Consider the following 25,928-nt stretch of genomic DNA (forward strand, 5'->3'; position numbering starts at 1 on the left):
AGGTGATCCGGCGTCGGAGGGCTCCGGACCGGCAGAGAGGAGGTGACCGCGGATGGATCACCGGCGTGCGGACCCGCGTGGCGAGCTGGTACGCCCCTACGCGGTCACCCGGGGCCGGACCGAACCGCGGCAGTACATCGCCCTGGAGGCGGTGCTGTCCGCGAGTGCCACCGCGCTCGCCGAGTCACGCTTCGCGGGGCACGACAAGCACCGCATCGCGACGGTCTGCGAGGGCCGGGCGCAATCGCTGGCGGAGATCGCCGCGTACACCCGGATGCCGCTGGGCGTCACCCGGGTGCTGGTCGCCGACATGGTGGCCGAGGGCCTGCTGACGCTACACACCGCCGCTCCCGCCGTGGGGTACGAGGAGCGGATGAACCTGCTTGGAAGGGTGCTAAGTGGACTTCGCGAACTATGACCCCGCCGGGGCGAGCCGCAGCCGGGAGATCATCTCCGCGAAGATCGTCATCGCGGGTGGCTTCGGGGTCGGCAAGACGACGCTGGTCGGCGCCATCTCGGAGATCACCCCGCTGACCACCGAGGCCGTCATGACGGCGGCGGGCGTCGGCATCGACGACCCGTCCAAGGTGCCCGGCAAGGAGACCACCACCGTCGCCATGGACTTCGGCCGGATCACGATGGCGCAGGACCTGATCCTGTACCTGTTCGGCACGCCCGGCCAGACCCGGTTCTGGTTCATGTGGGACGAGATCATCCGGGGCGCGGTGGGCGCGGCGGTCCTGGTGGACACCCGCCGCATCACCGACGCGTTCGCGCCGCTGGACTACTTCGAGAACCGCAACCTGCCGTACGTGGTGGCGCTCAACAGGTTCGACGACGCTCCCGAGTACGAACTGGAGGAGGTGCGGGAGGCGCTCGCCATCCCGGCGGACGTGCCGCTGGTCATGACCGACGCCCGGCATCGGGACGCCGTCAAGCAGGTGCTCGTGACCGTCGTCGAGCACGCCATGGCGCGCCTGCAGTCCGAGCACGACCGGGGCCACCCCGCACCGGTCGGCTGACCGCCCGGCGCAGGACCGCCTGTGCGGCGGCGTTAGCAAGGGGCCCTTCCTCTACCGCAGGCGTTAGGAAGGGTCCCTTCCTTACCCCTCAGTCGACGCGGAGGCGGTAGCCGCGCTTCACCACGGTCTGCACGACCCGGGGGGCCTTCAGGCCGGCGCGCAGCCGCGCCACCGCCATCTCCACCGCGTGCTCGTCCGCGCCGCGTGGCAGCGTCCGCAGCAGGGCGGTCCGGGACAGGACGCGGCCCGGGGAGGCCGCCAGCGCCCGCAGCACCGCCATCGGGGCGGGCGCCAGCGGGCGCAGGTCCCCGTCCACGACGGCCGCGTGCCCGCGCAGGGTGAGCAGGTGACCGGCGACCTTCAGGGTGACCGTACGGCGGGGCAGCTCGTCGACGATCGTGCGGACCAGGGCGCCGAGCCGCGCCCGGTTCGGCGCGCTGACCGGGACCCCGCGCCGCAGCAGCGGCTCCGCGGTCACCGCGCCCACGCAACTGGCCAGCACGTCGCTGCGGAGGGCGTCGAGCACCGCGTCGGTGCGGTCCCCGGCGGCCCGCAGCAGCGCCTCGGCGGCCGGGGCGGAGGTGAACGTCACCGCGTCGACCAGCCGGCCGGCGACCAGGTCGATCAGCCGGTGCAGCGGCGCCGGGTCGGTGGGCGGCGCCCAACGGTAGACCGGCACCTCGATCACGGTCGCCCCGGCGGCCTCGAGCGCCATCGTGCACTCGGGCTGCCGCTCGCCGTGCAGCTGCATCGCGATCACCTGCCCCGCCACGCCGCGCCGGCGCAGGTGGTCGACCACTTCGTCACAGCTCTCCGAGGCCGGGGACCACTGGTCGTGCAGGCCGGCGGCGCGGATCGCGCCCCGCGCCTTGGGGCCGCGGGCCACCACGTACGCCTCGCCGAGCACCGAGCGCAGCGGCTCGGCCAGCCCCCAGCCCTCGGCCGCCTCCAGCCAGCCGCGCATCCCGATGCCGGTGTTGGCCATCAGAATGTCCGGCGGCCGGTCCAGGCAGGCCCGGGTCGCCTCGCGCAGCTCGGTGTCGTCCGCCAGCGGCACGATCCGCAGGGCGGGGGCGAGGACCACCCGCGCGCCCCGCCGCTGGAGCAGCGCCGCCAGCTCGTCCCGTCGCCGGTCGGCGGTCACCCCGATGGTGAAGCCGGCCAGTTCGTCGCGCATTCACCCCTCCTGTCTCAGCCGCACCTCGACCAGCCCGTCCCGGCAGCGCACGTCGTGCGATCGGACGGCCACCCCCGGAAGGTCCAGGCAGTGCCCGGTGCTCAGGTCGTACACCTGCTTGTGCAGCGGTGAGGCCACCGTGGGCACCCCGCCCCGGCTGCCGACGATCCCGCGCGAGAGCACGTACGCCCCGGAGACCGGGTCGCGGTTGTCGATGGCGAACAGGCCGTCGGCGGTGCGGAACAGCGCGACCTGCACGCCGTCGACCAGCGCCGCCACGCCCCGGTCCGGGTCCAGGTGGTCCACCGGGCAGACGGCGGTCCAGTCCGGCAGGGTCGCGGTGCTCGTCCGCGCGACCCCCACGGTCGCGGTGTTCATCGGCGTACCTCCCACGGTCGCGGTGCTCATCGGCGTACCTCCGGCATCCCCAGCGCGACCGGCTGCCGGCTCGCGGCCGCCGGTGCGCCGCCGACCGGGACCGGCTGGCCCCGCTCCTCGGTGAAGGTGATCGAGGGGTCCGGAACGTCGGGTGCGTTGACGAAGGACGTGAACCGGCGCAGCCGCACCGGGTCCTCGAGGACGTCCCGCCACTCGTCGGAGTACGACGCGACGTGCCGGGCCATCGCCTCGTCCAGCTCGGCGCAGAGGCCGAGCGAGTCGTCGACGATGACCGCGCGGAGGTGGTCCAGCCCGCCGTCCATCGCCTCGATCCAGGCGGCGGTGCGTTGCAGCCGGTCCGCGGTGCGGATGTAATACATCAAGAATCTGTCGATTAGCAGAATCAGCGCTTCTGTGGATAGATCGGAGGCGAACAGGTCGGCGTGCCGGGGCCGGAAGCCGCCGTTGCCGCCGACGTAGAGGTTCCAGCCGGTCTCGGTGGCGATGATGCCGAAGTCCTTGCTGCGGGCCTCGGCGCACTCCCGGGCGCAGCCGGACACCGCCGACTTGATCTTGTGTGGGGCGCGCAGGCCCCGGTAGCGCAGCTCCAGCGCGACGGCCAGCCCGACCGAGTCCTGCACCCCGTACCGGCACCAGGTGGACCCCACGCACGACTTCACCGTGCGCAGCGCCTTGCCGTACGCGTGGCCGGACTCGAAGCCGGCGTCGACCAGCCGGCGCCAGATCTGCGGCAGCTGCTCGACCCGCGCGCCGAACAGGTCGATCCGCTGCCCGCCGGTGATCTTCGTGTAGAGCTGGAAGTCCCGGGCCACCTCGCCGATCACGATCAGTTTCTCCGGGGTGATCTCGCCGCCGGGGATCCGGGGCACCACCGAGTAGCTGCCGTCGCGTTGCAGGTTGGCCAGGAAGTGATCGTTGGTGTCCTGGAGGGACGCCTGCTCGCCGTCGAGGATGTGCCCGCTGCCGAGGGAGGCGAGGATCGAGGCCACCGCCGGCTTGCAGATGTCGCAGCCGCGGCCCCGGCCGTGCTCCGCGATCAGCCGGGAGAACGTGCGGATGCCGCGTACCCGGATGATGTCGAACAGCTCCTGGCGGCTCGCGTCGAAGTGCTCGCAGAGGGCGGTGGACTGCTTCACCCCGGCGGCGTCGAGCAGCTGCTTGAGCATCGGCACGCAGGAGCCGCAGCTGGTGCCGGCCCGGGTGCACGCCTTGAGCGCCGGCACGTCGGCGGCACCGTCCGCGATCGCCGCGTCGATGTCGTCGCGGGTCACCGCGTTGCAGGAGCAGACCTGCGCCGAACCCGGCAGCGTCGTCGCCCCGGCGCCGGCTCCGGCGGGCGCGAGCAGTGCCAGCGGGGGAGCGGGCAGCGGCCCGCCGACACTCGCGCGCAGCGTCGGGTACGCGCTCGCGTCGCCGACCAGCACACCGCCGAGCAGCGTGCTCGCGTCGTCGGAGAGGACCAGCTTCGCGTACACGCGGGTGGCGGGGTCGGTGAACGTCACGTCGAGGCAGCCCTCGGTGGTGCCGTGCGCGTCGCCGAACGAGGCGACGTCCACCCCGAGCAGCTTGAGCTTGGTGGCGGTGTCCGCGCCGGGGAAGGTCGCCGCACCGCCGACCAGCCGGTCGGCCACGACCTCGGCCATCGCGTACCCCGGCGCGACCAGGCCGTGGCAGGTCCCGTCGACCGCCGCGCACTCGCCGACCGCCCAGATCCGCTCGTCCTCCGTCCGGCAGGTGTCGTCGACGAGCACCCCGCCGCGGGGACCGAGCGGCAGGCCGGCGGCCCGGGCCAGCTCGTCGCGCGGTCGGATGCCGGCGGCGACGACGACGAGGTCGGCGTCGACCCGGCCGCCGTCGGTCAGCTCCAGCGCGGCCACCGACCCGTCCGGGCCGGCGTGCAGGGCGCTCGTGGCCACCCCGAGGTGGCAGGTCACACCCAGGTCCTCGACGTACCGCCGGAGCATCGCGCCGCCGGCGGTGTCCACCTGCACCGGCATCAGCCGTGGCGCGAACTCCACCACGCTGGTGGCGAGCCCCAGCAGCCGCAGCGCGTTCGCCGCCTCGAGACCGAGCAGGCCGCCACCGATCACCGCGCCGGTGCGCCGGCCCCGGGCGTGCTCGCGGATCGCCGCCAGGTCGTCCAGGGTGCGGTAGACGAAGACCCCCGGCAGGTCCGTTCCCCCGACCGGTGGGACGAAGGCGTACGACCCGGTGGCCAGCACCAGCGCGTCGTACGCGTACTCGCCGGCCGCCGTGGTGACCACGCGCCGGGCCCGGTCGATCGCCGTGACCGCCTCGCCGAGGCGCAGCTCGACGCCGTCGTCGGGGGTGTGCAGGTTCAGCTCGTCCTCGCCCGCCCCGTCGAAGAACGCCGAGAGCCGCACCCGGTCGTACGCCGGTCGCGTCTCCTCGCCGAGCACGGTCACCCGCCAGCGACCGGCCGTGTCGCGGGCGCGCAACGCGTCCACGAACCGCTGCCCGACCATGCCGTTGCCGACGACGACCAGCCTGCCGGCGCTCATGACGGCACTCCGCTTCGCCGAACGGTCCGAGCCCCGGCCGCGCCGGCGCACCCGGCAGCGTCGAGGGGACCTCGGCCGGGGATCGGACTGTTTGCAGTGCCGTCATGAGGCACCGTCGCACTGAGCCTGCTGATTCGCTCGCTTCGCTCGCTCATCGCGCCACCTCCACCGAATCCACGCTGGACAACCATTCGACGATCCCGGCGACCGCGTCCCGGCACCCGCCGCAGCCGGTACCGGCCCGGGTCCCGGCCACCACGGCGTCGACCGTCCGGGCCCCGGAGCGCCAGCAGCTCACCAGCGCTCCCTTGCTGACGTTGTTGCACTGGCAGACCGTCGCCGCGTCCGGCATCAGCGCCGGCGTCGCGGCCGGCTCGGCCGGTGCCGCGCCGAACGCCCGGCCGAGCAGCAGGGACCGCCGGTCGGCGGGGACCGGCTGGCCACGGTCGAACAGCTGGATGACCGTGCCGACGGCCGGGTTGTCGCCGAGCAGGATCGCGGCGGTCAGCCGCTCGTCGTGGATGCGCAGCCGGGCGTACGTGCCCCGGGCCGGGTCGGTGAAGGTCAGCTCCTCACCGGGCCCGTCGCCGGCGGGGTCGCCCATCGCGGCCAGGTCGATGCCGGCCGCCTTGAGCCGGGTCACCATCGGCTTCGGCCGGTAGCGGGCCAGCGGGTCCTCGCCGCTGAGCACCTGCGCCAGCACGCGCGCCTGCGCCCACGCCGGGGCGACCAGGCCGGTCAGCGCGCCGTCGTGCTGGACGCAGTCGCCGATCGCCGAGATGCGCCGGTCACTCGTGCGCAGCCGGTCGTCCACCAGCACGCCCCGCTCGACCGCCAGCCCGGCCGCCGCGGCGAGCGCGGTGTCGGGGCGTACCCCGCAGGAGATCACCAGCAGGTCGGCGTCGAGCGACCGGCCGTCGGCGAGATCGAGGCGTACGCCGTGGGCGTCGGCGGCCACCGCGGTGGCGGAGACCGCCAGGTGGGTGGTCACGCCGAGGCCGGCGAGCGTGCGCGCGAGGACGGCGGCGCCCGCCGGGTCGAGTTGCCGCTCCATCAGGTACGGCACGGGGTGCACCACCGCCACGTCGAGCCCCCGGGCGGCGAGCCCGCGGGCCGCCTCCAGCCCGAGCAGCCCGCCACCGAGCACCAGGACCCGGCGGGCCCCCTCGGCGACGGCGAGGATCCGGCGGCAGTCGTCCAGGGTGCGGAAGGGCACCACGCGCTCCGGCAGCTCCGGGCCGTCCAGCCCGGGCAGCGGCGGCACCAGCGCCCGGCTGCCGGTGGCGAGCACCAGGTGGTCGTACGGGATCCGGTCGCCGTCGTGGGTGCGGACCGTGCGGTCCGCCCGGTCGATCGCCGTCACGGTCACCCCGGTCCGCAGGTCGACGCCCTGCCCGGCCACCTCCGCCAGCTCCACGTCCGGCTCGCCGATCTTCCCCGCGAGCAGCGTGGAGAGCATGATCCGGTTGTACGCCCGGTGCGGCTCCGCCCCGAGCACGGTGACTTTCCGGTCCCCGTCGCGCGCGTGCAGCTCGCCGGCGAGGCGCGCCCCGGCCATCCCGTTGCCGACGATCACGATCCGTTCGGTCACGGCGCGTCCACCCTCTCGACTCGTACGGCGCAGATCTTGAACTCCGGCATCCCGGAGACCGGGTCGACGGCGTCGTTGGTGACCGAGTTGGCGCGGGCCGCGCCGCCCCAGTGGAACGGCGCGAAGACGGTGTCCGGCCGGATCGCCGGGCTGAGCCGGGCCGGTGCGACCATCTCGCCCCGGCGGGAGACCACCCGGACCGGCTCGCCGTCGGCCACTCCCAGCCGCCCGGCCAGGTCCGGGTGCAGCTCGACGAAGGCCTCCGGAGCGGCTCGGCGCAGCGCCGGCACCCGTCGCGTCTGGGTGCCGGACTGGTACTGGGCGAGCACCCGGCCGGTGGTGAAGTGCAGCGGGTACGCGGCGCTGACCTCCTCGGCGGCGGGCCGGTGTTCGACCGCGTGGAACCGGGCCCGCCCGTCCGGGGTGGGGAAGCGCTCGGCGAACAGTCGGGGCGTGTCCGGCCCGTCGGGATCCGGGCAGGGCCAGTACGCGCCGTCGTGCGCGTCGATCCGCTCCCACGTGATGCCCGCGTAGTCGGCGATCCCGCCGGCCGACGCCCGCCGCAGCTCCGTGAAGACCGCCGCCGGCTCCGGCGAAAGGAAGGGCCCCTTGTTAACGCCTGGTGACTGTGAAGGGTCCCTTCCTTGCATCTCTGACAGGCGGGCCGCGAGGTCGGCGAGGATCTCCAGGTCGGTCCGGACACCGGGCGGCGGCTCGCGCAGCGCGCGGCGGCGCAGCACCCGGCCCTCCAGATTGGTCATCGTGCCGTCCTCCTCGGCCCACTGCGCCGTCGGCAGCACCACGTCGGCGAGGGCGGCCGTCTCGGAGAGCAGGAAGTCGGCCACCACCAGCAGGTCGAGGTCCCGCAACCGGCCCTCGATCCGGGCCGCCCGGGGCGCGGAGACCACCGGGTTGGAGCCGAAGACGAGCATCGCCTTCGGCCCGTCCGGGGTGCCCAGCGAGTCGAGCAACTGGTACGCGGGCACGCCTGGCCCCGGCAGGTCGTCGGCCGGTACGCCCCAGACCCCGGCGACGTGCGCGCGGGCGGCCGGGTCGTCGATGCGCCGGTAGCCGGGGAGCTGGTCGGCCTTCTGCCCGTGCTCCCGGCCACCCTGCCCGTTGCCCTGCCCGGTCAGGCAGCCGTACCCGGAGCCGGGGCGGCCCGGCAGGCCGAGGGCGAGCGCCAGGTTGACGTATCCGGTGACGGTGTCGACGCCCTTGGCGTGCTGCTCGGCGCCGCGCGCGGTGAGGATGACCGCCCGCTCGGCGGTGCCCAGCGCCCGGGCGGTCGCCTCCAAGTCGGCCACCGGCACCCCGGAGAGCGCCTCGGCGCGTGCCGGCCACCAGGCGGCCACGGCCCGGCGGACCTCCTCGAAACCGGTGGTGCGGGCGGCGATGTAGTCCTTGTCGACCAAGCCCTCGGTGAGCGCGATGTGCAGCAGCGCGCTGGCCACCGCGAGGTCGGTGCCCGGCAGCGGTTGCAGGTGCAGGTCGGCCAGGCGGGCGGTCGGGGTGACCCGGGGGTCCACCACGATCAGCTTCCCGCCGCGCTGGCGCTGCTCGGTCAGCCAGCGCACCAGCGGGGGCATCGTCTCGGCCGGGTTCGCGCCGACCAGCAGCAGGGTGTCGGCGCGGCCCAGGTCGGACAGCGGGAACGGCAGGCCCCGGTCGACGCCGAAGGCCCGCATGCCGGCGGCCGCCGCCGAGGACATGCAGAAGCGGCCGTTGTAGTCGATGTGCCGGGTGCGCAGCGCCACCCGGGCGAACTTCCCCAGCGCGTACGCCTTCTCGTTGGTGAGGCCGCCGCCGCCGAAGACGGCGACCGCGTCCCGGCCGTGTCCGGCCTGGACGTCGCGGATCCCCTCGACGATCCGGGCCAGGGCCGCGTCCCAGCTCGCCGGCCGCAGCTCGCCGCTGGCCCGGTCCCGCAGCAGGGGTGTGGTGAGCCGGTCGGGGTGGTCGAGCAGTTCGGCGGCGGTCCAGCCCTTCTGGCAGAGGCCGCCCCGGTTGGTGGGGAACTGCCGGGGGAGCACCGCCACCCGGCCGTCCTCCTCGCGCAGCGTCATGCCGCACTGGAGGGCGCAGTACGGGCAGTGCGTCGCCGCCTCCCGGGGCGGGGGCCCCGGTGAAGTCGCGGGTCGTGCACCGTCTGTCATGCCCGTGAAGCGTGCCGGGGAGGGGTTTCCGGTCCGGGTCCCGTTTGTTTCGGTCCTGTCAAGAGCGGCTCACACCGCACCGGGGCAGCGCGCGGGCCGGACTGGTCTACAATGTGGGAGAGTTTTCCTGCATATTGGGAGGGATCGGGATGGGTGTGGCAGCGGCGTTCGACGCCGTGGCGGGCCGGTACGACGGGGCCCGTCGCCGGTTGGTGCCCTGCTTCGACGAGTTCTACGGCACCGCGGTCGAGGTGGCCGCCCCGCCGTTGCGGGCCGCGCTCGCGTCGGGGCGTACCCCGGAGGTGCTGGACCTGGGCGCCGGCACCGGGCTGCTCTCCCTGCTGGTCGCCACCGCCGTGCCGGGTGTGCGGGTGACTCTCGTGGACGCCGCGCCGGCGATGCTCGCGGTCGCCGCCGACCACCTGCGGGCCGCCGCCGTGCCGCACCGCACGGTCCACGTCGACCTCACCGACCCCCTGCCGCCGGGCCGGTACGACGCCGTGGTGAGCGCGCTCGCCATCCACCACCTCGACGACGCCGCCAAGCGGGCGCTGTACCGGCGGGCCGCCGGGGCGCTCGTCCCGGGCGGTGTCCTCGTCAACGCCGAGCAGGTCGCCGGGCCGACCCCGGAGCTGGACCGGCGCTACGACGAGGTGTGGGTGGCCCAGGCCACCGCGCTCGGCTCGGACGACGCGGAGATCGCCGCCGCGCGGGAGCGGATGGCGTACGACCGGCCGGCACCGGTCGCCGCCCAGTGCGACTGGCTCACCGAGGCGGGCCTCGTCGACGTGGACTGCTACTTCAAGGCCTGGCGGTTCGCCGTCTTCGGTGGCCGCTCGCCGGAGGCGGCGGTCTGACCGGTTTGCCGGCGGGCGCAACGAGGATGACTGTCGGTCATACCAGTGGGTAATCTGACCAGCATGACTGCCAAGGTGACCCTGTCGTTCTCGGACGAGACGATCGAGGAGGCCCGGCGGTTCGCCAAGCGCGAGGGCCTGTCCCTGTCCGCCTGGATGGACCAGGCCGCCCGGGAGAAGGCGTTGCGCGAGGTCTTCTCGGCGCACGCCGCCGCCGTCGGTCGGGCCGGGATCGACCTGGAGTCCGCCGCCCTCGCCGACGCCCGCGAGGTGGGCATGGTCGACGACCTGCTCTTCGGCGGGCCTCCGCGTGCTGCGTAGGGGCGAGGTCTGGCGCATCTCCGGCGCCCGGGAACGGCTGGGTCTGATCGTCAGCTCCGACCTCTACAACTCCACCGCGGTGCCGATCGTGATCGTGGCGGAGGTGGTCGACGCGGCGCTGCTGCGCGACTCGCCTCTGGCCGTCCCGATGGGGGACCGGGTGGTGATGCCGGACCGGCTCTCCTCGCCGATGAAGCAGTGGTTCACCGAGTGCGTGGACGTCGCCGACACGGAGACCATGCAGCGGGTGGGCCGGGCGCTGCGCATCCTGCAACAGCTCTGACGGGCTCTTTTTCTCACCGACGGTCATCCGGCCCGGTGCGATCACCGTTGCCTGCCCGACCTCGTCGACGAAACGCTCCGGTAACGGCGGTTACCTAGCTTTCAGCCGGGATCGCTCGACACCGGCCGGGCCGGTGGGTCGTGCGACCACGACATCGCCCGGCCGGAAGGAGCACCTGATGACGACGACGAGCGAGCCCGTCACCACAGCGGAGGAGATCGACCTGCAACGCCGGCCGGGCCGGTGGATCGGGCACTGGGCTCCGGAGGACGGCCACTTCTGGCGGACCGTGGGTCGCGGGATCGCGCGGCGCAACCTCATCTACTCGATCTTCGCCGAGCACATCGGCTTCTCCGTCTGGCTGCTCTGGAGCATCGTCGTCGTCCGGCTGGACGACGTGGGGTGGACGTTGACCACCAGTCAGGCGCTCTGGCTGACCGCGGTGCCCAGCGGCGTCGGCGCGCTGCTGCGGCTGCCGTACACCTTCGCGGTGCCGATCTTCGGCGGCCGCAACTGGACCGTCGTCTCCGCCCTGCTGCTGATCATCCCGTGTGCGGGGCTGGCCTGGGCGGTCCAGCATCCGGAGATCGGCTTCCTGCCGCTGCTGCTGATCGCCGCCACGGCCGGCCTCGGCGGCGGCAACTTCGCCTCCAGCATGGCGAACATCTCGTTCTTCTACCCGGAACGGGAGAAAGGCTGGGCGCTCGGCCTGAACGCGGCCGGCGGCAACATCGGCGTCGCCGTCGTGCAGTTCGTGGTGCCGCAGGCGATCGTGCTCGGCGGCGGCCTCGCGCTGGCCCGGGCCGGCCTGATGTACATCCCCCTCGCCGTGATCGCGGCGGTCTGCGCGTACCTGTTCATGGACAACCTGTCCGAGGCCAAGGCGGACGTGGGCCCGGTGTGGTCCTCGCTGCGGCACCGGGACACCTGGGTCATGTCGTTCCTGTACATCGGCACCTTCGGCTCGTTCATCGGTTACTCGGCGGCCTTCCCGACCCTGCTCAACGGGGTGTTCGGCCGGCCGGACATCGCGCTGAGCTGGGCGTTCCTCGGCGCGGCCGTGGGCTCGGTCTGCCGGCCGTTTGGCGGCCGCCTCTCCGACGTGATCGGCGGCGCCCGGATCACCGTGGCCAGCTTCGTGCTGATGGTCGCCGGGGCGTCCCTGGCCCTGTGGTCGGTGGAGGAGCGCCGGCTGGGCGTCTTCTTCCTGGCGTTCATGCTGCTGTTCGTGGCGACCGGTGTCGGCAACGGCTCGACGTACCGGATGATCTCCCGGATCTTCCAGGTCAAGGGGGAGGACCTGGGTGGTACGCCGGAGATCATGCTTTCGATGCGCCGCCAGGCGGCCGGGGCGCTGGGGATCATCTCCTCGGTCGGCGCGTTCGGTGGGTTCCTCGTCCCGATCTGCTACGCCTGGGCGAAGTCGACCTACGGGGGCATCCAGCCCGCGCTGCGGTTCTATGTCGGGTTCTTCCTGGTGATGATCGTGGTGACCTGGGCCGCCTACCTGCGGCCGGGAGCGCGGATGGCCCGTGCGCGGGTGTGAGCCCGGTCATCGAACGGGGGTCCGGCGTGCGTCGCCGGGCCCCCGTTTTGACCGGCCGACGAGGCGTTGGGTATCGTTACCTGCTGTTGTGCGACATCTAGAGGCGTGCCACCTGAGGTACGCTTGGTCGTTCGTGCGCGCCTGGTCACCCGGCGCGCGACCCCAGACCGACGACGAGACAAGGTAGACCTGTGCGTACGTACAGCCCGAAGCCGGGTGAGATCGAGCGTCAGTGGCACGTCATCGACGCCTCTGATGTCGTGCTGGGCCGCCTGGCCACCCACGCCGCCACGCTGCTGCGCGGCAAGCACAAGCCGACTTTCGCGCCGCACGTCGACACGGGCGACTTCGTCGTCATCGTGAACGCGGGCAAGGTCGCGCTGACCGGCAACAAGCGGCAGCAGAAGATCGCCTACCGCCACTCCGGCTACCCGGGTGGTCTGAAGCAGGTCGGCTACGACGAGCTGCTGACCAAGCGTCCCGAGCGGGCCATCGAGCTGGCCGTGAAGGGGATGCTCCCGCACAACAAGCTCGGCCGTAAGCTCATCAAGAAGCTGAAGGTCTACGCCGGTGCCGAGCACCCGCACGGCGCGCAGTCGCCGGTGCCGTTCGAGATCAAGCAGATCGCGCAGTGAGCGCGGGCGAAGGAAGCAGCATGACCGACATCACCGCCACCGAGGTCGCCCCCGAGGCCACCGAGGCGCCGGCGCCCGTCGCCCGCGCGCCTCGTGGTGACCGGCCGATCCAGACCGTGGGCCGCCGCAAGGAGGCCATCGTCCGGGTCCGCATCGTGCCGGGCACCGGCAAGATCACCTGCAACGGCCGGGACCTCGAGGCCTACTTCCCGAGCAAGGTGCACCAGCAGCTCATCAAGGACCCGCTGGTCACCGCCGAGAAGCCGGAGGCGTTCGACGTCATCGCCAACCTGCGGGGTGGCGGCACCACCGGTCAGGCCGGCGCGCTCCGGCTGGCCATCGCCCGGGCCCTCATCGTCAACGAACCGGACGACCGTCCCGCGCTGAAGAAGGCCGGCTTCCTCACCCGGGACGCGCGGGTCAAGGAGAGCAAGAAGTACGGCCTCAAGAAGGCTCGCAAGGCTCCCCAGTACTCGAAGCGCTGACCATCAGCTGCACGTTGTACTTCTGACGGACGGCCGGGCCACCACCCATACGACGGGGGGTGGCCCGGCCGTTCCGCTTTCCCATCATCGGCAGTTCCATCGGAGGTTGGCGGGTATGGGCCGGTTGTTCGGCACGGACGGTGTACGCGGGCGGGCGAACGCGGATCTGACGCCCGAGTTGGCGCTCGCGGTGGCGGTGGCCGCCGCGCACACTCTCGCCGAGTCGGACAAGAGCCATCCCCCGCTGGCCGTCGTCGGCCGCGACACCCGGGCCAGCGGCGAGATGCTGGAGGCCGCCGTGGTGGCCGGCCTCACCAGCGCCGGGGCGAACGTCGTCCGGGTCGGCGTGCTGCCGACCCCGGCCGTGGCGTTCCTCACCGCCGAGGCCAAGGCCGACCTGGGCGTGATGCTCTCCGCGTCGCACAACCCCATGCCGGACAACGGCATCAAGCTCTTCGCCGCCGGCGGGCACAAGCTGCCGGACGAGATCGAGATGCAGATCGAGGCGGCCGTCCAGGCGAACGCGACCACCGCCTGGGAGCGCCCGATCGGCGCGGGCGTGGGCCGGGTCCACGACCTGCTCGACGGTGCCGACCACTACGTGCAGCACCTGGTGGGCACGGTTCCGCACCGGCTCGAGGGGATCAAGGTCGTGGTGGACTGCGCCAACGGCGCCGCCGCCGAGGTGGCCCCGGTGGCGTACCGGGAGGCCGGCGCCGAGGTGATCGCGATCCACGCCGAGCCCGACGGCCTCAACATCAACGACGAGTGCGGCTCGAACCACATCGAGGCGCTGCGCCAGGCCGTCGTCGAGCACGGCGCGCACCTGGGTATCGCCCACGACGGCGACGCCGACCGGTGCGTCGCGGTGACCGCCGACGGCGACGAGGTCGACGGCGACCAGGTGATGGCGATCCTCGCGCTGGCCATGCGGGAGGCCGGCACCCTCACCGGCGACACGCTGGTCGCCACGGTGATGAGCAACCTCGGCCTGCGCCTGGCCATGTCCAGGGAGGGCATCCGGCTGGTCGAGACCAAGGTCGGCGACCGGTACGTGCTGGAGGAGCTGCGCGCCTCCAGTCTGGCGCTGGGCGGCGAGCAGAGCGGGCACATCGTCATGCCCGCGTACGCGACCACCGGCGACGGCGTGCTGACCGGCCTGCACCTGATGTCGCGGATGGCGGCGACCGGGAAGCCCCTGGCCGAGCTGGCCGGCGTGGTCACCCGGCTGCCGCAGGTGCTGATCAACGTGCCGGTCGGCGACCGCACCGTCGGCGCGGCCGCGCCCGCCGTCCGGGCCGAGGTCGAGCGGGCCGAGGCCGAGCTGGGCGAGACCGGCCGTGTGCTGCTGCGCCCCTCGGGCACCGAGCCGCTGGTCCGGGTCATGGTCGAGGCCGCCACCGAGGCGACCGCCCGCTCGGTGGCCGAGCGGATCGCCGAGCAGGTCCGCACCGCCAGCCCGGTCGCCTGATCCGGTGCGCCGCGCGCGCCACGGCGCGAAGCAGCCGGCCTATCGACTCCATGCCGGCGGCATTGCGGGGTCAGCGCCGTCTGGACGGCGCGAAGCGGCCGGCATCAGGGTTTCGGCGTTGCCCCGATGGCGCGATGCCGCCGGCATCGCGGTCGGGGTGGGCGCTCAGCGGGCGGGCAGTCGGCGCAGGAAGCGGTGGGCCAGGTCGGTGATCTGGTCGGCGTCCAGCTCCAGGGCGGGGTCGGCCACCGTCACCTCGGCCAGCGCCAGCCCGGGGACGTCGGTGTCCCGCCACTGACCGACGAACCAGGCCTTCTCCTCCTCCGCGAGCGCGAGGGCGGCGTCGTTGAGCGCGTCGGCCGGGTACGGCAGCCAGAACCGGAACTGATGGGTGTGCGGTGGCGCGGGGAAGACCCGGGCCCCCGGCACCGTGGCGAGTGTCTCGGCGACCCGCCGCGCGTGGGCGACGTAGCCGGGCAGGCGGGGCAGTTCCTGGTCCAGCCCGTGCAGCGCGGCCAGCGCGGCCGGCCACTGCTGGAAGACCGTGCCGCCGTAGCGGTGCCGCCACGCGCGGGCGTACGCGGCCAGCTCCGGGTCACCGGCCAGCACCGCTCCGGAGACCCCGCCGAGGGACTTGTAGAGCGACACGTACACGCTGTCGACCAGTGCGGTGACCGCCGGGGCGGGCCGCCCGAGGTGCACGGTCGACTCCCACAGGCGGGCGCCGTCGACGTGCACGCGGGCGCCCCGGGCACGGCCGGCGCCGACCACCGCCACCAGCTCGTCCCAGGTCGGCAGCAGGAACCCGGCGTCCCGCAGCGGGAGTTCGAGGAGCAGCGTGCCGAACGGCTCGCCGAGGTCGCTGACCTCCTCGGCGGTCGGGAACCGGGCGGCGTCCGGGGTGCGGGCCGCTCGCAGGCCGGTGAGCACCGCGTACGCGTCCCGCTCGTGGACGAGGGGGTGACTGAGGGGGTGCAGGGCGACCGCGTCCCGGCCGGTCAGCTCGGCACCGTGGCGGAGGGCGACCTGCTGGGCCATGGTGCCGGTGGGGAAGAGGACGGCGGCCTCGGTGCCGAGCAGCTCGGCGATCCGGTGCTCGACGAGCTCGACCACACCGCCCTCGCCGTACAGGTCGGGGAGGCTGTCCTCGGGCAGCGCGGCCCGCATCGCGTCCAGCCGCTCGCCCACGGTCGCCGGCCGCGCTCCGGACAGGACCACGTCGCAGCCCCGCAGCGCGGCCAACCGACGGAGCCGGTCGGCGTACGGGCCGCTCACCGTGCCGCCTCGAGCCGACGGAGCCGGGTGACCGCCTCGGTCAGCACCTCCGGACGTTTGCAGAAGGCGAACCGGATCAGTCGCCGGCCGGCCTCCTGGTCGTCGTAGAAGACCTGCGTGGGCACGGCCACCACGCCGCAGCGCTCCGGCAGCGACCGGCAGAACTCCACCCCGTCCCGGCCGCCGAGCGGGGTGACGTCGGCGGTGACGAAGTAGGTGCCCTCGGGCGTGAGCACGTCGAACCCGGCGTCGGTGAGCCCGGCGACCAGGTGGTCACGGCGGGCCTGCATCCCGTCCCGGAACGCGGTGAAGTAGTCGTCGCCGAGGCCGAGCGCCACGGCGACCGCGGGTTGCAGCGGCGCGGCGTTGACGAAGGTCAGGAACTGCTTGACCCGCAGCGCCGCCGACACGAGCGTGGCCGGGCCGCTCACCCAGCCGACCTTCCAGCCCGTGCAGGAGAACGTCTTGCCGGCCGAGGAGATCCGCAGGGTCCGGTCGCGCATTCCCGGGAGCGTGGCGAGGGGGACGTGACCGGATGCCGCGTCGGTGAAGACCAGGTGCTCGTACACCTCGTCGGTGATCGCGTACGCGTCGTGCTCCCGGCACAGTTCGGCGACCAGGGCCAGCTCGTCGGCGGTGAAGACCTTGCCGGTCGGGTTGTGCGGGGAGTTCAGCAGGACCAGCCGGGTGCGGGGCCCGAAGGCGGCACGCAGCGCGTCCGGGTCGAAGGCGTACCGGCCGTCGGCGCCGGGACGCAGCGTGACCGGTCGCCGGACCGCGCCGGCCAGCGCGATCGAGGCGGCGTACGAGTCGTAGTACGGCTCGAAGCAGACCACCTCGTCACCCGGCTCGCAGAGGCCGAGGATCGCCGCCGCGATCGCCTCGGTGGCGCCCGCGGTCACCACGATCTCGCCGTCCGGGTCGTACTCCAGCCCCCAGAAGCGGCGCTGGTGGGCCGCGACAGCGGCGCGCAGCGCGGGGATCCCCGGCCCCGGCGGGTACTGGTTCTGCCCGGTGCGCAGCGCCTCGGCCGCGGCAACCAGCATCTCCGGCGGCCCGTCGGTGTCCGGGAAGCCCTGACCGAGGTTGACCGCCCCGGTGCGGACGGCGAGAGCGGACATCTCGGCGAAGATCGTCGTCCCGAACGGGCGCATCCGGGCCACCAGGGGATCGACGTGGGCGGTCGTCACGCCCGCCAGCCTACGGACTCGCCGTGCCGGTTCAACCCGTCGTGGCCGTCGATGGCGATTCGTTACTCCGCGTAGCGACTCGCTCCCTTCGCTCAAAGTTGCTGATCGTTTACCGGACTTCCGAGCACGCGCGATGAGCGAAACTGGGTTAGGCTGCGACCCATGTGTGGAATCGTGGGTTACGCCGGCACGCGCCCGGCGCTCGGCATCGTGCTCGACGGGCTGCGTCGGTTGGAGTACCGCGGCTACGACTCGGCCGGTGTCGCCATCGTCTGCGACGATGAGCTGCTGACCGAGAAGAAGGCCGGCAAGCTGGCCAACCTGGAGAAGGTGCTGTCCGAGCGGGCCGCCGAGGATCCGGCGTCCTGCGGCGCGAGCCCGATCGGCATCGGCGACGGCACCACCGGCATCGGCCACACCCGCTGGGCCACCCACGGCGGTCCCACCGACCGCAACGCCCACCCCCACCTGGCCCCGGACGGGCGGGTCGCCGTGATCCACAACGGCATCATCGAGAACTTCGCGAAGCTGCGCGCCGAACTGGAGGCCGACGGCGTCCAGTTCGGCAGCGACACCGACACCGAGTGCGCCGCGCACCTGCTCGCCGCCGCGCTCGCCGACCTGCGCGCCGCCGGCCACCCGGACGGGCCGCAGCTGCTGGCCGCCGGCATGCGCGTGGTCTGCCAGCGGCTGGAGGGCGCGTTCACCCTGCTCGCCGTCGACGCCGGCGTCCCCGGCGCGGTGGTCGGTGCCCGGCGCAACTCGCCCCTGGTCGTCGGCCGGGGCGACGGTGAGAACTACCTCGCCAGCGACGTCGCCGCGTTCATCGAGCACACCCGCGAAGCGGTGGAGCTGGGCCAGGACCAGATCGTCCTGATCACCGGCGACACCATCGAGATCACCGACTTCGACGGCCAGCCCGCCAGCGGCAAGGACTTCCACATCGACTGGGACTCCTCGGCCGCGGAGAAGGGCGGCTACGACTGGTTCATGCTCAAGGAGATCGAGGAGCAGCCGCAGGCGGTCGCCGACACGCTCCTCGGCCGGCTCACCGAGTCCGGCGAGATCATGCTCGACGAGGTCCGCCTCAGCGACCAGGACCTGCGCGACGTCGACAAGATCTTCATCGTCGCCTGCGGCACCGCGTACCACTCCGGCCTCGTCGCCAAGTACGCCATCGAGCACTGGACCCGGATCCCCTGCGAGGTGGAGCTCGCCAGCGAGTTCCGCTACCGCGACCCGGTGCTCGACCGGTCCACGCTCATCGTGGTGATCTCGCAGTCCGGCGAGACGATGGACACGCTGATGGCGCTGCGGCACGCCAAGGAGCAGAAGGCCCGGGTGCTCGCGATCTGCAACACCAACGGCTCCACCATCCCCCGCGAGTCCGACGCGGTCCTCTACACCCACGGCGGCCCCGAGATCGCCGTCGCCTCCACCAAGGCGTTCCTCACCCAGCTCGTCGCCTGCTACCTGATCGGCCTGCACCTCGCCCAGGTGCGTGGCATCAAGTTCGCCGACGAGGTGGCCGCCGTGGTCGACCAGCTCCACCAGATGCCGGGCAAGCTGCGCGAGCTGCTGGACCGGATCGAGCCGGTGCGCGAGCTGGCCCGGGAGCTGAAGTCCGAGCCGACCGTGCTGTTCATCGGCCGCCACGTCGGCTACCCGGTGGCGCTGGAGGGCGCGCTCAAGCTCAAGGAACTGGCGTACATGCACGCCGAGGGCTTCGCCGCCGGCGAGCTGAAGCACGGCCCGATCGCCCTCATCGACAAGGGCACCCCGGTGATCTGCATCGTGCCGTCGCCGGTCGGCCGGGGCATGCTGCACGACAAGGTCGTCTCCAACATCCAGGAGGTGCGGGCGCGTGGAGCCCGGACCATCGTGATCGCGGAGGAGGGGGACGAGGCCGTCGTCCGGTACGCCGACCACCTCATCTACGTCCCGCGTACGCCGACGCTGCTCGCGCCGCTGGTCACCACCGTGCCGCTGCAGGTGCTCGCGGCGGAGATCGCCGCCGCCCGTGGCCACGACGTCGACCAGCCCCGCAACCTGGCGAAGTCCGTCACGGTCGAGTAAACCGGCTGACGGGCCCGCCGGACCGCTTCCGCCGGTCCGGCGGGCCCGTCGCATGTCCGGCCTACGGCCGGCCGAGGACCAGCCTCGCCATGCCGTCGAGCGCCGGGTTGCCGGGTTCCCAGTAGCCGGTGTGGCCGTACCGGCCGCTGGGGAAGGTGCGCCCGCCGAACCCCGGATCGGAGGGGTCGCGCCCGAACCACAGCTCCCGGTCCGGCCCGTCGAGCAGCGCGACCGCCACACCGATCGGCGACGCGCCCAGCAGGGGCCGCCGGAGCAGCTCCTCTGGAGGGCGCGCCAGCCGGATCACGTCGTCGGGCGCGGTGCTCGCCCAGACCTGACCCGGCGGCAGGCCCAGGTCGCGCGCGTGGTCCACCCCGACGCCGGGTGAGCCCACGAAGACCAGGGCGTCGGCGGCGAGGCCCTGGTTCCGGGCGGCGGTGCCCACGACCAGGGACCCGTAGCTGTGCCCGAGCACGGTCTGCCGGGCGTCCGGGCCCTCGTGGGTGGCGCGCAGGCCCTCCTGGAACCGGTGCAGCGCCGGCCCCGCGTCGCCCGCCTGCCCCGGCCACGCGGCCTCGTGGAGGAAGTCCGGGGCGTCGTAGTCCAGCCAGAGCACCGCCGCGGTCTCCTCGCCCGGGGCGAGGTCCGTGCAGCGGGACAGCACCCGGCCCGCCCGGCTCAGCTCGCCGGTCACGTCGTCCAAACCGGCCGTCATTCCCGGCACGTACGTGAGCACCTGGCCGCTGCGGTCGGGGTTGCCGAGCGCGACCACGGCCCGTCCCTCCCCGTGGGTGGCCACTGACAGCAGGTACGCCCGCGGGCCCTCCGGCGCCGCCAGGCGCCCGGCCAGCGCGTCCAGCCCGGCGAGTGCCGCCTCCACCCGGCGCAGCCCGGCCAGTTCGAGCGGCCCGGGCGGCACCCGGTCGAGCAGCCGCCGCCGCTCGGCGAGCAGATCCTCGCGGTGCTGGCCGAGCAGGAGTCGGTTGGCCTGGTCCCGGGCGGCCGCCGGCACCCCGTCGAGGCGGCCGACCCGCTCCGACTCGTACGCCACCAGCCAGCGCCGCTGCGCCGGGCTGAGCCCCGTCCACCAGGCCCGGACCGCCGCGGGGGTGGCGTCGGCCCCGGGCCGGCCGGGCGGGGGTGGGCTCACCCAGCCGGCGGCGGCCGCACCGGCCAGCTCGGCGAGTCGCCCGGCCGCCTCCCGGTCGGCGGACCGCGCCGCGTCGAGTGCCGCACCGATACCCGCGGCCACCTCCGTGACCACCCGCCCGGTGCCGGCCGTCGCCGGGCGGGACGGGTCGGCGCTGACCTGGCCACGCCGGTCCACCCGTACGCCCGAACGGTCGGCCAGCGCGACCGCCGTGCCGAGCCGGGCCTTGGCGGCGGCGAGCCGGCCGCCGAACTCGGCGAGCACCTGGTCGGCCTCGATCAGCCCCGGCCGGCCGGCGAGCAGGTCGCTCCGCAGCCCGCCGAGGCGGGCGTCCGCGGCGCCGGCCGCCCGACCCGACCAGGCGTCCCGCAGCGTGGCGGCTCCCGCGGTCAGCTCCCTGGCCCGACGCTCGACCAGCGCGGAGGTCTCGCGCCAGGCCGCCCCGGCCGCCCGCCACGCACCCGGGTCGGCCGCCCACAGCTCCCGGTACCCGATGCCCTCCACCGGCGCCGGCCTCGCCGGACGACCGGACACCGGCCCGCGTGCCCCCGACCGGCCAGGCCCAGCTCCACCCGGTCGGCCACGGCCGGTCCCGGCCGGGCTCGACCGGCCGGGTGCCGGCCCGCTCGGACCAGGCGCGCCGGCGGTCGGGCGGGCCGGCGGCCGGACGGGGACCGTCATCGCGGTGCCCCGGTCAGCCGGGCCGCCGCCCGGTCGTCCACCGCGTCGTACGCGTCGGCCGCCGAACGGACCGCCTCGCCGGTGGCCGCCACCCGAGCGCCCAGCTCCCCGAACCAGGCGTGCACCGCCGCCTCCCACCCGGCCAGCGCCGCCCCGGCCGCCCACCGCGGGGCCGGCACCACCAGCCCGGACACGCCGGCAACCCCGTGCGCCAGCCGGTACGCGTCGTCGGCGAGCGCCGACGCGCTCCGGCGCAACGCGTCCGGCCGGACGCTGAACATCTCCTCCATCATCCCCGCCCCCGTGGCACCGTCGGACATCGCCGGACGGAACGCTAGGGGTGGGCGGCGGCGCCGCGCGTGCCCTGTGGAGGACGGGCGGCCGCCGTACCGCCGGGTTGTCCACAGGCGTTGCCCGGCGCGGCACCGACGGCTAATGTGCGGCCGCCCGCGCCGGTAGGGTGGGCCCGTGATCGTCGCGGTCGGCATCGACGTGGTCCTGGTGGAGCGGTTCACCCGGGCCCTGACGCGGACGCCGCTGCTCGCCGACCGGCTCTTCACCGAGGCCGAGCGGTACACCGCCTCCGGCAACCCGCGCTCGCCCGAGTCGCTCGCCGCCCGGTTCGCGGCCAAGGAGGCGGTGGCCAAGGCGCTCGGCGCGCCGGGCGGGTTGAGCTGGCACGACTGCGAGATCGTGCCGGATCCGGACGGCCGCCCCTGGCTGACCGTCTCCGGCACGGTCGCGGCGGCGGCCGCCGAGCGGGGGGTCAACCGCTGGCACATCTCGCTGTCGCACGACGGCGGGATCGCCTCGGCCATGGTGGTCGCGGAACGCTGATCGGCGGCGTGCCGGGCACGCCTCGCACGGGGACGGGAGTCGCATGAGACCGGTGTGGCGGGTGGCGGACGTACGCGCCGCGGAGGCGGGCCTGATGGCGACGCTTCCGCCGGGGACGCTGATGCAGCGCGCCGCGGCCGGGCTGGCCCGCCGTTGCGCGCTGCTCCTCGCCGACCGGGGCGGAGTCTACGCCGCCCGGGTGCTGCTGCTGGTCGGTTCGGGGGACAACGGCGGCGACACCCTCCTCGCCGGCGCGCACCTGGCCCGCCGCGGCGCGGCCGTGTCGGCTCTGTTGCTGACCCCCGGCCGGGCGCACGCCGAGGGCCTGGCGGCGTTCCGGGCCGCCGGTGGTCGGCTCGTCGAGCGCCCGCCCGCCCAGGTCGACCTCGTGCTGGACGGCATCGTCGGGATCGGCGGCAGCGGCGGCCTCCGGCAGACGGCGGACCAGCTCGCGGCGAGCCTGGTGCGGCACTGCGGGCGGGACGGCGCCCGGGCGACGGTGGTCGCGGTGGACGTGCCCAGCGGGGTGGCGGTGGACACGGGCCACGTGCCGCTCACCGCCTCCGGCCGGCCGAGCGCCGTGCGGGCCGACGTGACGGTGACCTTCGGCGCGTTGAAGCCGGCCCTGGTGGTGGGCCCCGCCGCGGCGCTGGCCGGCCAGGTCGAGCTGGTCGACATCGGGTTGGAGCCGTGGCTGCGCGGCACCCCGGCGCTACGGGTGACCGAGTGGTCGGACGTCGTCGACTGGTGGCCGCGGCTCGGCGCGGCCTCGGAGAAGTACAGCCGGGGCGTGGTCGGTGTCGCGACCGGCTCGGCCGTCTACCCCGGTGCGGCGGTGCTCTCGGTCGCCGGGGCGTCGGCCGGCCCCACCGGGATGGTCCGGTACGCGGGCGGCGCCCGCGACGAGGTGCTGCACCACCACCCGTCGGTGATCGCCGCCGGGCGGGTCGCCGACGCGGGCCGGGTGCAGGCGTGGGTCTGCGGCTCGGGGCTCGGCACCGGCGAGGAGGCGGGCGCAGAGCTGCGCGCCGTGCTCGCCGCGCCGGTCCCGGCCGTGCTCGACGCGGACGCCCTGACCCTGCTCGTGGACGGTTCGCTCGCCGAGCAGCTCCGGCGGCGGGACGCCCCGATCGTGGTCACCCCGCACGACCGTGAGTTCACCCGGCTCTGCGGGGAGACACCGGGCACCGACCGGGTGGCGGCCACGCTGCGGTTGGCCGCCTGGATGAACGCGGTGGTGCTGCTCAAGGGCGACCGCACGGTGATCGGCACGCCGGACGGCCGGGCGTACGTGAACCCGACCGGTACCCCGGCGTTGGCCACCGGGGGCACGGGGGACGTGCTGGCCGGGCTGCTCGGTTCGCTGCTCGCCGCGGGTCTCGCGCCCGAGCGGGCCGCCGCCGCGGCCGCGTACCTGCACGGGCTGGCCGGCCGGGAGGCGGCCCGGGGCGGCCCGGTGACCGCGACCGACGTGGCGGTCGCCCTGCGCCCGGTGCTGGCCCGCCTCCCCTGAGCACGCCCGGACGCCCGACCTGGTGAACCGGGGTGGCCCGGAGGCCGTACCCCTGGGCGTGCGGGCGTCGGGGGACGCGGCCGGCCGCACGCGTTCCGCGAGGAGGGACCATGCGTAGAGCCGCCACCTGGACCGTCGCCGTCACCGGTGTCGCACTTCCGCTGATCGTGGGCACCGCCCTGGCTTCGGCGAAGGACGGCCGGGACCGGGTCGCCACGCCGCCGGGCGGGCCGGGTTTCGAGCTGCGGATCGACCCGGAGCTGGATGCCCGGTTCGGGCCTCGGGAGGTCAACGCGGTGCAGGCCGCGGAGATCGTCACGGCCCGGTTCGGCGGCCGGGTGGTCCGCGCCGAGCTGGACGAGGCGGGCGGCCGCCCGATCTGGGAGATGAAGCTCGACGGCGCCCGGGCCGGCGAGGTCGACGTCGACGCGACGACCGGGGCGGTGCTGGCCGGCGACTGAGCGGTGCGCTGCCGGCACCGGTGATCAGCTCAGTAGTCTGGGGACATGTGGCAGGCCGAGGTACGCGTCGACCTTGACGTGATCCGCGAGAACGTGAACCGGCTGCGGTCCGGCACCACCGCCGAGCTGATGGCGGTGGTCAAGGCCGACGGGTACGGCCACGGCATGCTCCCGGCCGCCCGCGCGGCGCTGGACGCCGGGGCCGACTGGCTCGGCGTCTGCACCCTCGACGAGGCGCTCACCCTGCGCCGGGCGGGGATCACCGCGCCGGTGCTGGCGTGGCTGCTCGCGCCGGGGCTGCCGCTGCACGAGGGGGTGACGGCCGGCGTCGACCTGGGTGCGGCCAGCCTGCCGCAGCTCGACGAGATGATCGAGGCGAGCCGCGTCGCCGGGCGGCCGGCCCGGCTGCACCTCAAGATCGACACGGGTCTGTCCCGGGGCGGAGCGACCGTCGCCGACTGGCCGACCCTGCTGGACGCCGCCGCGAAGGCGCAGGCCGACGGCCTGGTCGAGGTCGTCGGTGTGTGGAGCCACTTCGTGTACGCGGACTCGCCCGGCCACCCGACCACCGACCGCCAGCTCGCCGTGTTCCACGAGGGGCTGGGCATGGTGGAGAAGGCCGGGCTGCGCCCGCGCTACCGCCACCTGGCCAACTCGGCGGCCACGCTGACCCGGCCCGACACCCACTTCGACCTGGTCCGCCCCGGGCTGGCCGTCTACGGCCTCTCCCCGGTGGCCGGCGAGCGCTACGGGCTGCGCCCGGCGATGACGGTCCGCGCCCGGGTCATGCTCACCAAGCGCGTCCCGGCGGGCGTCGGCGTCTCGTACGGCCACACCTACACGACCGAGCGGGAGAGCACCCTGGCGGTGGTCCCGCTCGGCTACGCCGACGGGGTGCCCCGGCACGCCTCCAACAGCGGCCCGGTCCAGCTCGGCGGCGTCCGGCGGACCATCTCCGGCCGGGTCTGCATGGACCAGTTCGTGCTCGACTGCGGGGACGACCCGGTCGCGGCCGGGGACGTGGTCACGCTGTTCGGCAGCGGCGCCGACGGCGAGCCCACCGCCGACGACTGGGCCGAGGCGGTCGACACGATCAACTACGAGATCGTCACCCGCTTCGGCAGCACCCGGGTGCCCCGCGCCTACGACGGCGAGCGCCCGTGACGTCGTCCCGCCCCCGGATCCCGCTGCCCCGCTCCGGCCCCGCCCGGGCCGCCGTCGGCGCGCTGGCCGCCGTCGGGGTCGCGGCCGCCGGCCTGGCCGCGGGCGTCGCGACCGAACGCGCGCTCGTCCGCCGGCTCAAGACCGACCCCACCGACCGGTACGCCGGAGAGGTCTTCGGCGAGCAGCGGTACGACGAGGCGCTGAGCCTGGAGATGCCGGACGGCACCGACATCCACGTCGAGGTGGTGGAGCCGACCCGGCCCGTGCCGGGCAATCCGACGGTGATGCTGGTGCACGGGTTCTGCCTCGACATGGGGACGTTCCACTTCCAGCGCAAGATGCTCGCCGAGCGGGGCGAGCACCGCGTGGTCGCGTACGACCAGCCCGGGCACGGCCGTTCGGGCCGGTTGGAGACCGGCGAGTACGACCTGGCCGCGCTCGGCCGGACACTGCGCGCGGTGATCGACCGCACCGCCCCGGAGGGCCCGCTGGTGCTGGTCGGCCACTCGATGGGCGGCATGACGATCATGGCGTTCGCCGAACTCTTCCCGGAGCTGTTCGGCGACCGGGTGGTGGGCACCGTGCTGATGGCCACCTCGGGCGGCCTGCTGGCCGAGACCAAGCTGGTCGCCCCGGCCCTGCTCGGCCGCGTGGGCGCACCGATGCTCTACATGATGAGCAACGCCACCCGCTACGGCGGGACGGTGATCGACCGGGCCCGGAAGTCCACCACCAACGTGGCCTGGCTGCTCACCCGCAAGTACGGCTTCGGCACCCGCCGCCCCAGCCCGGCGCTGGTGTCGTACGTGGAGGAGATGAACTCGCGGACGTCCGCCGACACGGTCACCCGCTACCTGCGGACGCTCGCCACCCACTCGCGCTACCCGGCGCTGGCCGCGCTCAGCGGCACGCCGGTGCTGGTGGTGGTCGGTGACAAGGACATGATCACCCCGGTAACGCACTCGGAGGAGATCGTCCGGCGGTTGCCGCACGCCGAGTTCGTCAAGATCCCCGACAGCGGGCACGTCGTGATGCTGGAGCACGCCGACGAGGTCAACGCCGCGCTGGCCCGCTTCCTGGAGGAGCTGTGAGCGCGCGGAGTGCGGCACGGCGGAG

The 25,928-nt window shown here is 74.4% G+C and carries 24 protein-coding genes; 15 read left to right on the forward strand and 9 right to left on the reverse strand.

The features are described 5' to 3' along the window. Positions 1 to 52 precede the first annotated feature (52 nt). Together ACTMS0_RS11025 and ACTMS0_RS11030 are read left to right on the forward strand one after the other, a co-directional pair. Positions 53 to 418, forward strand: a complete 366-nt coding sequence (locus tag ACTMS0_RS11025; protein ID WP_441155036.1) for a DUF742 domain-containing protein — start codon at positions 53 to 55, stop codon at positions 416 to 418. After that, positions 399 to 1,022 (forward strand): GTP-binding protein, encoded by a 624-nt coding sequence (locus ACTMS0_RS11030; protein ID WP_441155037.1) that lies wholly within the window; start codon positions 399 to 401, stop codon positions 1,020 to 1,022. Before ACTMS0_RS11025 ends, ACTMS0_RS11030 begins: the two co-directional genes overlap by 20 nt. A gap of 88 nt (positions 1,023 to 1,110) precedes the next feature. Here the strand turns inward: ACTMS0_RS11030 and ACTMS0_RS11035 are convergent, their stop codons facing one another. The 5 genes from ACTMS0_RS11035 to ACTMS0_RS11055 all read right to left on the reverse strand — a co-directional run bounded on the left by ACTMS0_RS11035 (position 1,111) and on the right by ACTMS0_RS11055 (position 8,777). After that, positions 1,111 to 2,199, reverse strand: coding sequence for a uroporphyrinogen-III synthase (locus tag ACTMS0_RS11035; protein ID WP_441155038.1), 1,089 nt, complete (start codon positions 2,197 to 2,199; stop codon positions 1,111 to 1,113). Next, positions 2,200 to 2,577: a nitrite reductase small subunit NirD gene (gene nirD / locus ACTMS0_RS11040; protein ID WP_441155168.1), complete on the reverse strand. Its 378-nt coding sequence runs from the start codon at positions 2,575 to 2,577 to the stop codon at positions 2,200 to 2,202. 26 nt (positions 2,578 to 2,603) lie between these two features. Then, positions 2,604 to 5,120, reverse strand: coding sequence for a nitrite reductase large subunit NirB (gene nirB, locus ACTMS0_RS11045; protein WP_441155039.1), 2,517 nt, complete (start codon positions 5,118 to 5,120; stop codon positions 2,604 to 2,606). A 151-nt stretch (positions 5,121 to 5,271) separates the two neighbouring features. Continuing rightward, the gene (locus ACTMS0_RS11050) at positions 5,272 to 6,711 is read right to left on the reverse strand and encodes an FAD-dependent oxidoreductase (RefSeq protein ID WP_441155040.1); all 1,440 of its coding nucleotides are present in this window, start codon (positions 6,709 to 6,711) and stop codon (positions 5,272 to 5,274) included. After that, entirely contained in the window at positions 6,708 to 8,777 is a 2,070-nt protein-coding gene (locus ACTMS0_RS11055) for a molybdopterin oxidoreductase family protein (RefSeq protein WP_441155169.1), read from the reverse strand. The genes ACTMS0_RS11050 and ACTMS0_RS11055 overlap by 4 nt, the downstream gene beginning before the upstream one ends. Positions 8,778 to 9,016: 239 nt before the next feature. On the opposite strand from ACTMS0_RS11055, the gene ACTMS0_RS11060 reads away from it, so the two are divergent. From ACTMS0_RS11060 to glmM, 7 genes are all read left to right on the forward strand, one after another. Next, entirely contained in the window at positions 9,017 to 9,724 is a 708-nt protein-coding gene (locus ACTMS0_RS11060) for a class I SAM-dependent methyltransferase (RefSeq protein WP_441155041.1), read from the forward strand. Between the two features lie 63 nt (positions 9,725 to 9,787). Next, positions 9,788 to 10,045, forward strand: coding sequence for a DUF6364 family protein (locus tag ACTMS0_RS11065; protein WP_168001560.1), 258 nt, complete (start codon positions 9,788 to 9,790; stop codon positions 10,043 to 10,045). Next, the gene (locus ACTMS0_RS11070; RefSeq protein WP_441155042.1) at positions 10,035 to 10,328 is read left to right on the forward strand and encodes a type II toxin-antitoxin system PemK/MazF family toxin; all 294 of its coding nucleotides are present in this window, start codon (positions 10,035 to 10,037) and stop codon (positions 10,326 to 10,328) included. The genes ACTMS0_RS11065 and ACTMS0_RS11070 overlap by 11 nt, the downstream gene beginning before the upstream one ends. A 178-nt stretch (positions 10,329 to 10,506) precedes the next feature. Next, a complete protein-coding gene (locus ACTMS0_RS11075) occupies positions 10,507 to 11,874 on the forward strand; it encodes a NarK family nitrate/nitrite MFS transporter (protein ID WP_441155043.1) in 1,368 nt (455 codons plus the stop codon). Between the two features lie 191 nt (positions 11,875 to 12,065). Then, on the forward strand, positions 12,066 to 12,509 hold the full coding sequence (gene rplM / locus ACTMS0_RS11080) for a 50S ribosomal protein L13 (RefSeq protein WP_091102704.1): 444 nt from the start codon (positions 12,066 to 12,068) through the stop codon (positions 12,507 to 12,509). Positions 12,510 to 12,529: 20 nt separating this feature from the next. Continuing rightward, complete coding sequence (gene rpsI, locus ACTMS0_RS11085) at positions 12,530 to 12,994, forward strand: 30S ribosomal protein S9 (RefSeq protein ID WP_102658823.1); 465 nt, start codon at positions 12,530 to 12,532, stop codon at positions 12,992 to 12,994. 115 nt (positions 12,995 to 13,109) lie between these two features. Beyond that, the gene (gene glmM, locus ACTMS0_RS11090) at positions 13,110 to 14,465 is read left to right on the forward strand and encodes a phosphoglucosamine mutase (RefSeq protein WP_441155044.1); all 1,356 of its coding nucleotides are present in this window, start codon (positions 13,110 to 13,112) and stop codon (positions 14,463 to 14,465) included. 165 nt (positions 14,466 to 14,630) lie between these two features. Here the strand turns inward: glmM and ACTMS0_RS11095 are convergent, their stop codons facing one another. Both ACTMS0_RS11095 and ACTMS0_RS11100 read right to left on the reverse strand, forming a co-directional pair. Further along, positions 14,631 to 15,740 (reverse strand): threonine aldolase family protein, encoded by a 1,110-nt coding sequence (locus ACTMS0_RS11095; RefSeq protein WP_441155045.1) that lies wholly within the window; start codon positions 15,738 to 15,740, stop codon positions 14,631 to 14,633. Further along, entirely contained in the window at positions 15,737 to 16,930 is a 1,194-nt protein-coding gene (locus ACTMS0_RS11100) for a pyridoxal phosphate-dependent aminotransferase (RefSeq protein WP_441155046.1), read from the reverse strand. The genes ACTMS0_RS11095 and ACTMS0_RS11100 overlap by 4 nt, the downstream gene beginning before the upstream one ends. Positions 16,931 to 17,092: 162 nt before the next feature. On the opposite strand from ACTMS0_RS11100, the gene glmS reads away from it, so the two are divergent. Then, entirely contained in the window at positions 17,093 to 19,006 is a 1,914-nt protein-coding gene (gene glmS, locus ACTMS0_RS11105; RefSeq protein ID WP_441155047.1) for a glutamine--fructose-6-phosphate transaminase (isomerizing), read from the forward strand. A gap of 61 nt (positions 19,007 to 19,067) precedes the next feature. Here the strand turns inward: glmS and ACTMS0_RS11110 are convergent, their stop codons facing one another. Together ACTMS0_RS11110 and ACTMS0_RS11115 are read right to left on the reverse strand one after the other, a co-directional pair. Beyond that, on the reverse strand, positions 19,068 to 20,660 hold the full coding sequence (locus tag ACTMS0_RS11110) for an alpha/beta hydrolase (RefSeq protein ID WP_441155048.1): 1,593 nt from the start codon (positions 20,658 to 20,660) through the stop codon (positions 19,068 to 19,070). Positions 20,661 to 20,833: 173 nt separating this feature from the next. Then, the gene (locus ACTMS0_RS11115; RefSeq protein ID WP_441155049.1) at positions 20,834 to 21,157 is read right to left on the reverse strand and encodes a hypothetical protein; all 324 of its coding nucleotides are present in this window, start codon (positions 21,155 to 21,157) and stop codon (positions 20,834 to 20,836) included. A 148-nt stretch (positions 21,158 to 21,305) separates the two neighbouring features. Between ACTMS0_RS11115 and ACTMS0_RS11120 the strand changes: the two genes are divergently transcribed. The 5 genes from ACTMS0_RS11120 (at position 21,306) to ACTMS0_RS11140 (ending at position 25,903) form a co-directional block, all read left to right on the forward strand. Continuing rightward, positions 21,306 to 21,674 carry a holo-ACP synthase gene (locus tag ACTMS0_RS11120; RefSeq protein ID WP_441155050.1) on the forward strand — a complete coding sequence of 123 codons (369 nt, stop codon included), beginning with the start codon at positions 21,306 to 21,308 and terminating at the stop codon, positions 21,672 to 21,674. A gap of 43 nt (positions 21,675 to 21,717) precedes the next feature. Next, positions 21,718 to 23,187, forward strand: coding sequence for an NAD(P)H-hydrate dehydratase (locus ACTMS0_RS11125; RefSeq protein WP_441155051.1), 1,470 nt, complete (start codon positions 21,718 to 21,720; stop codon positions 23,185 to 23,187). Positions 23,188 to 23,297: 110 nt separating this feature from the next. Continuing rightward, entirely contained in the window at positions 23,298 to 23,648 is a 351-nt protein-coding gene (locus tag ACTMS0_RS11130) for a PepSY domain-containing protein (RefSeq protein WP_441155052.1), read from the forward strand. Positions 23,649 to 23,693: 45 nt separating this feature from the next. After that, positions 23,694 to 24,812: an alanine racemase gene (gene alr, locus ACTMS0_RS11135; protein ID WP_441155053.1), complete on the forward strand. Its 1,119-nt coding sequence runs from the start codon at positions 23,694 to 23,696 to the stop codon at positions 24,810 to 24,812. After that, positions 24,809 to 25,903, forward strand: a complete 1,095-nt coding sequence (locus ACTMS0_RS11140) for an alpha/beta fold hydrolase (RefSeq protein ID WP_441155054.1) — start codon at positions 24,809 to 24,811, stop codon at positions 25,901 to 25,903. The genes alr and ACTMS0_RS11140 overlap by 4 nt, the downstream gene beginning before the upstream one ends. The last annotated feature ends 25 nt before the right edge of the window (positions 25,904 to 25,928 follow it).

This window comes from Micromonospora sp. H33 (assembly GCF_052068455.1).
Taxonomy (GTDB): Bacteria; Actinomycetota; Actinomycetes; order Mycobacteriales; family Micromonosporaceae; genus Micromonospora.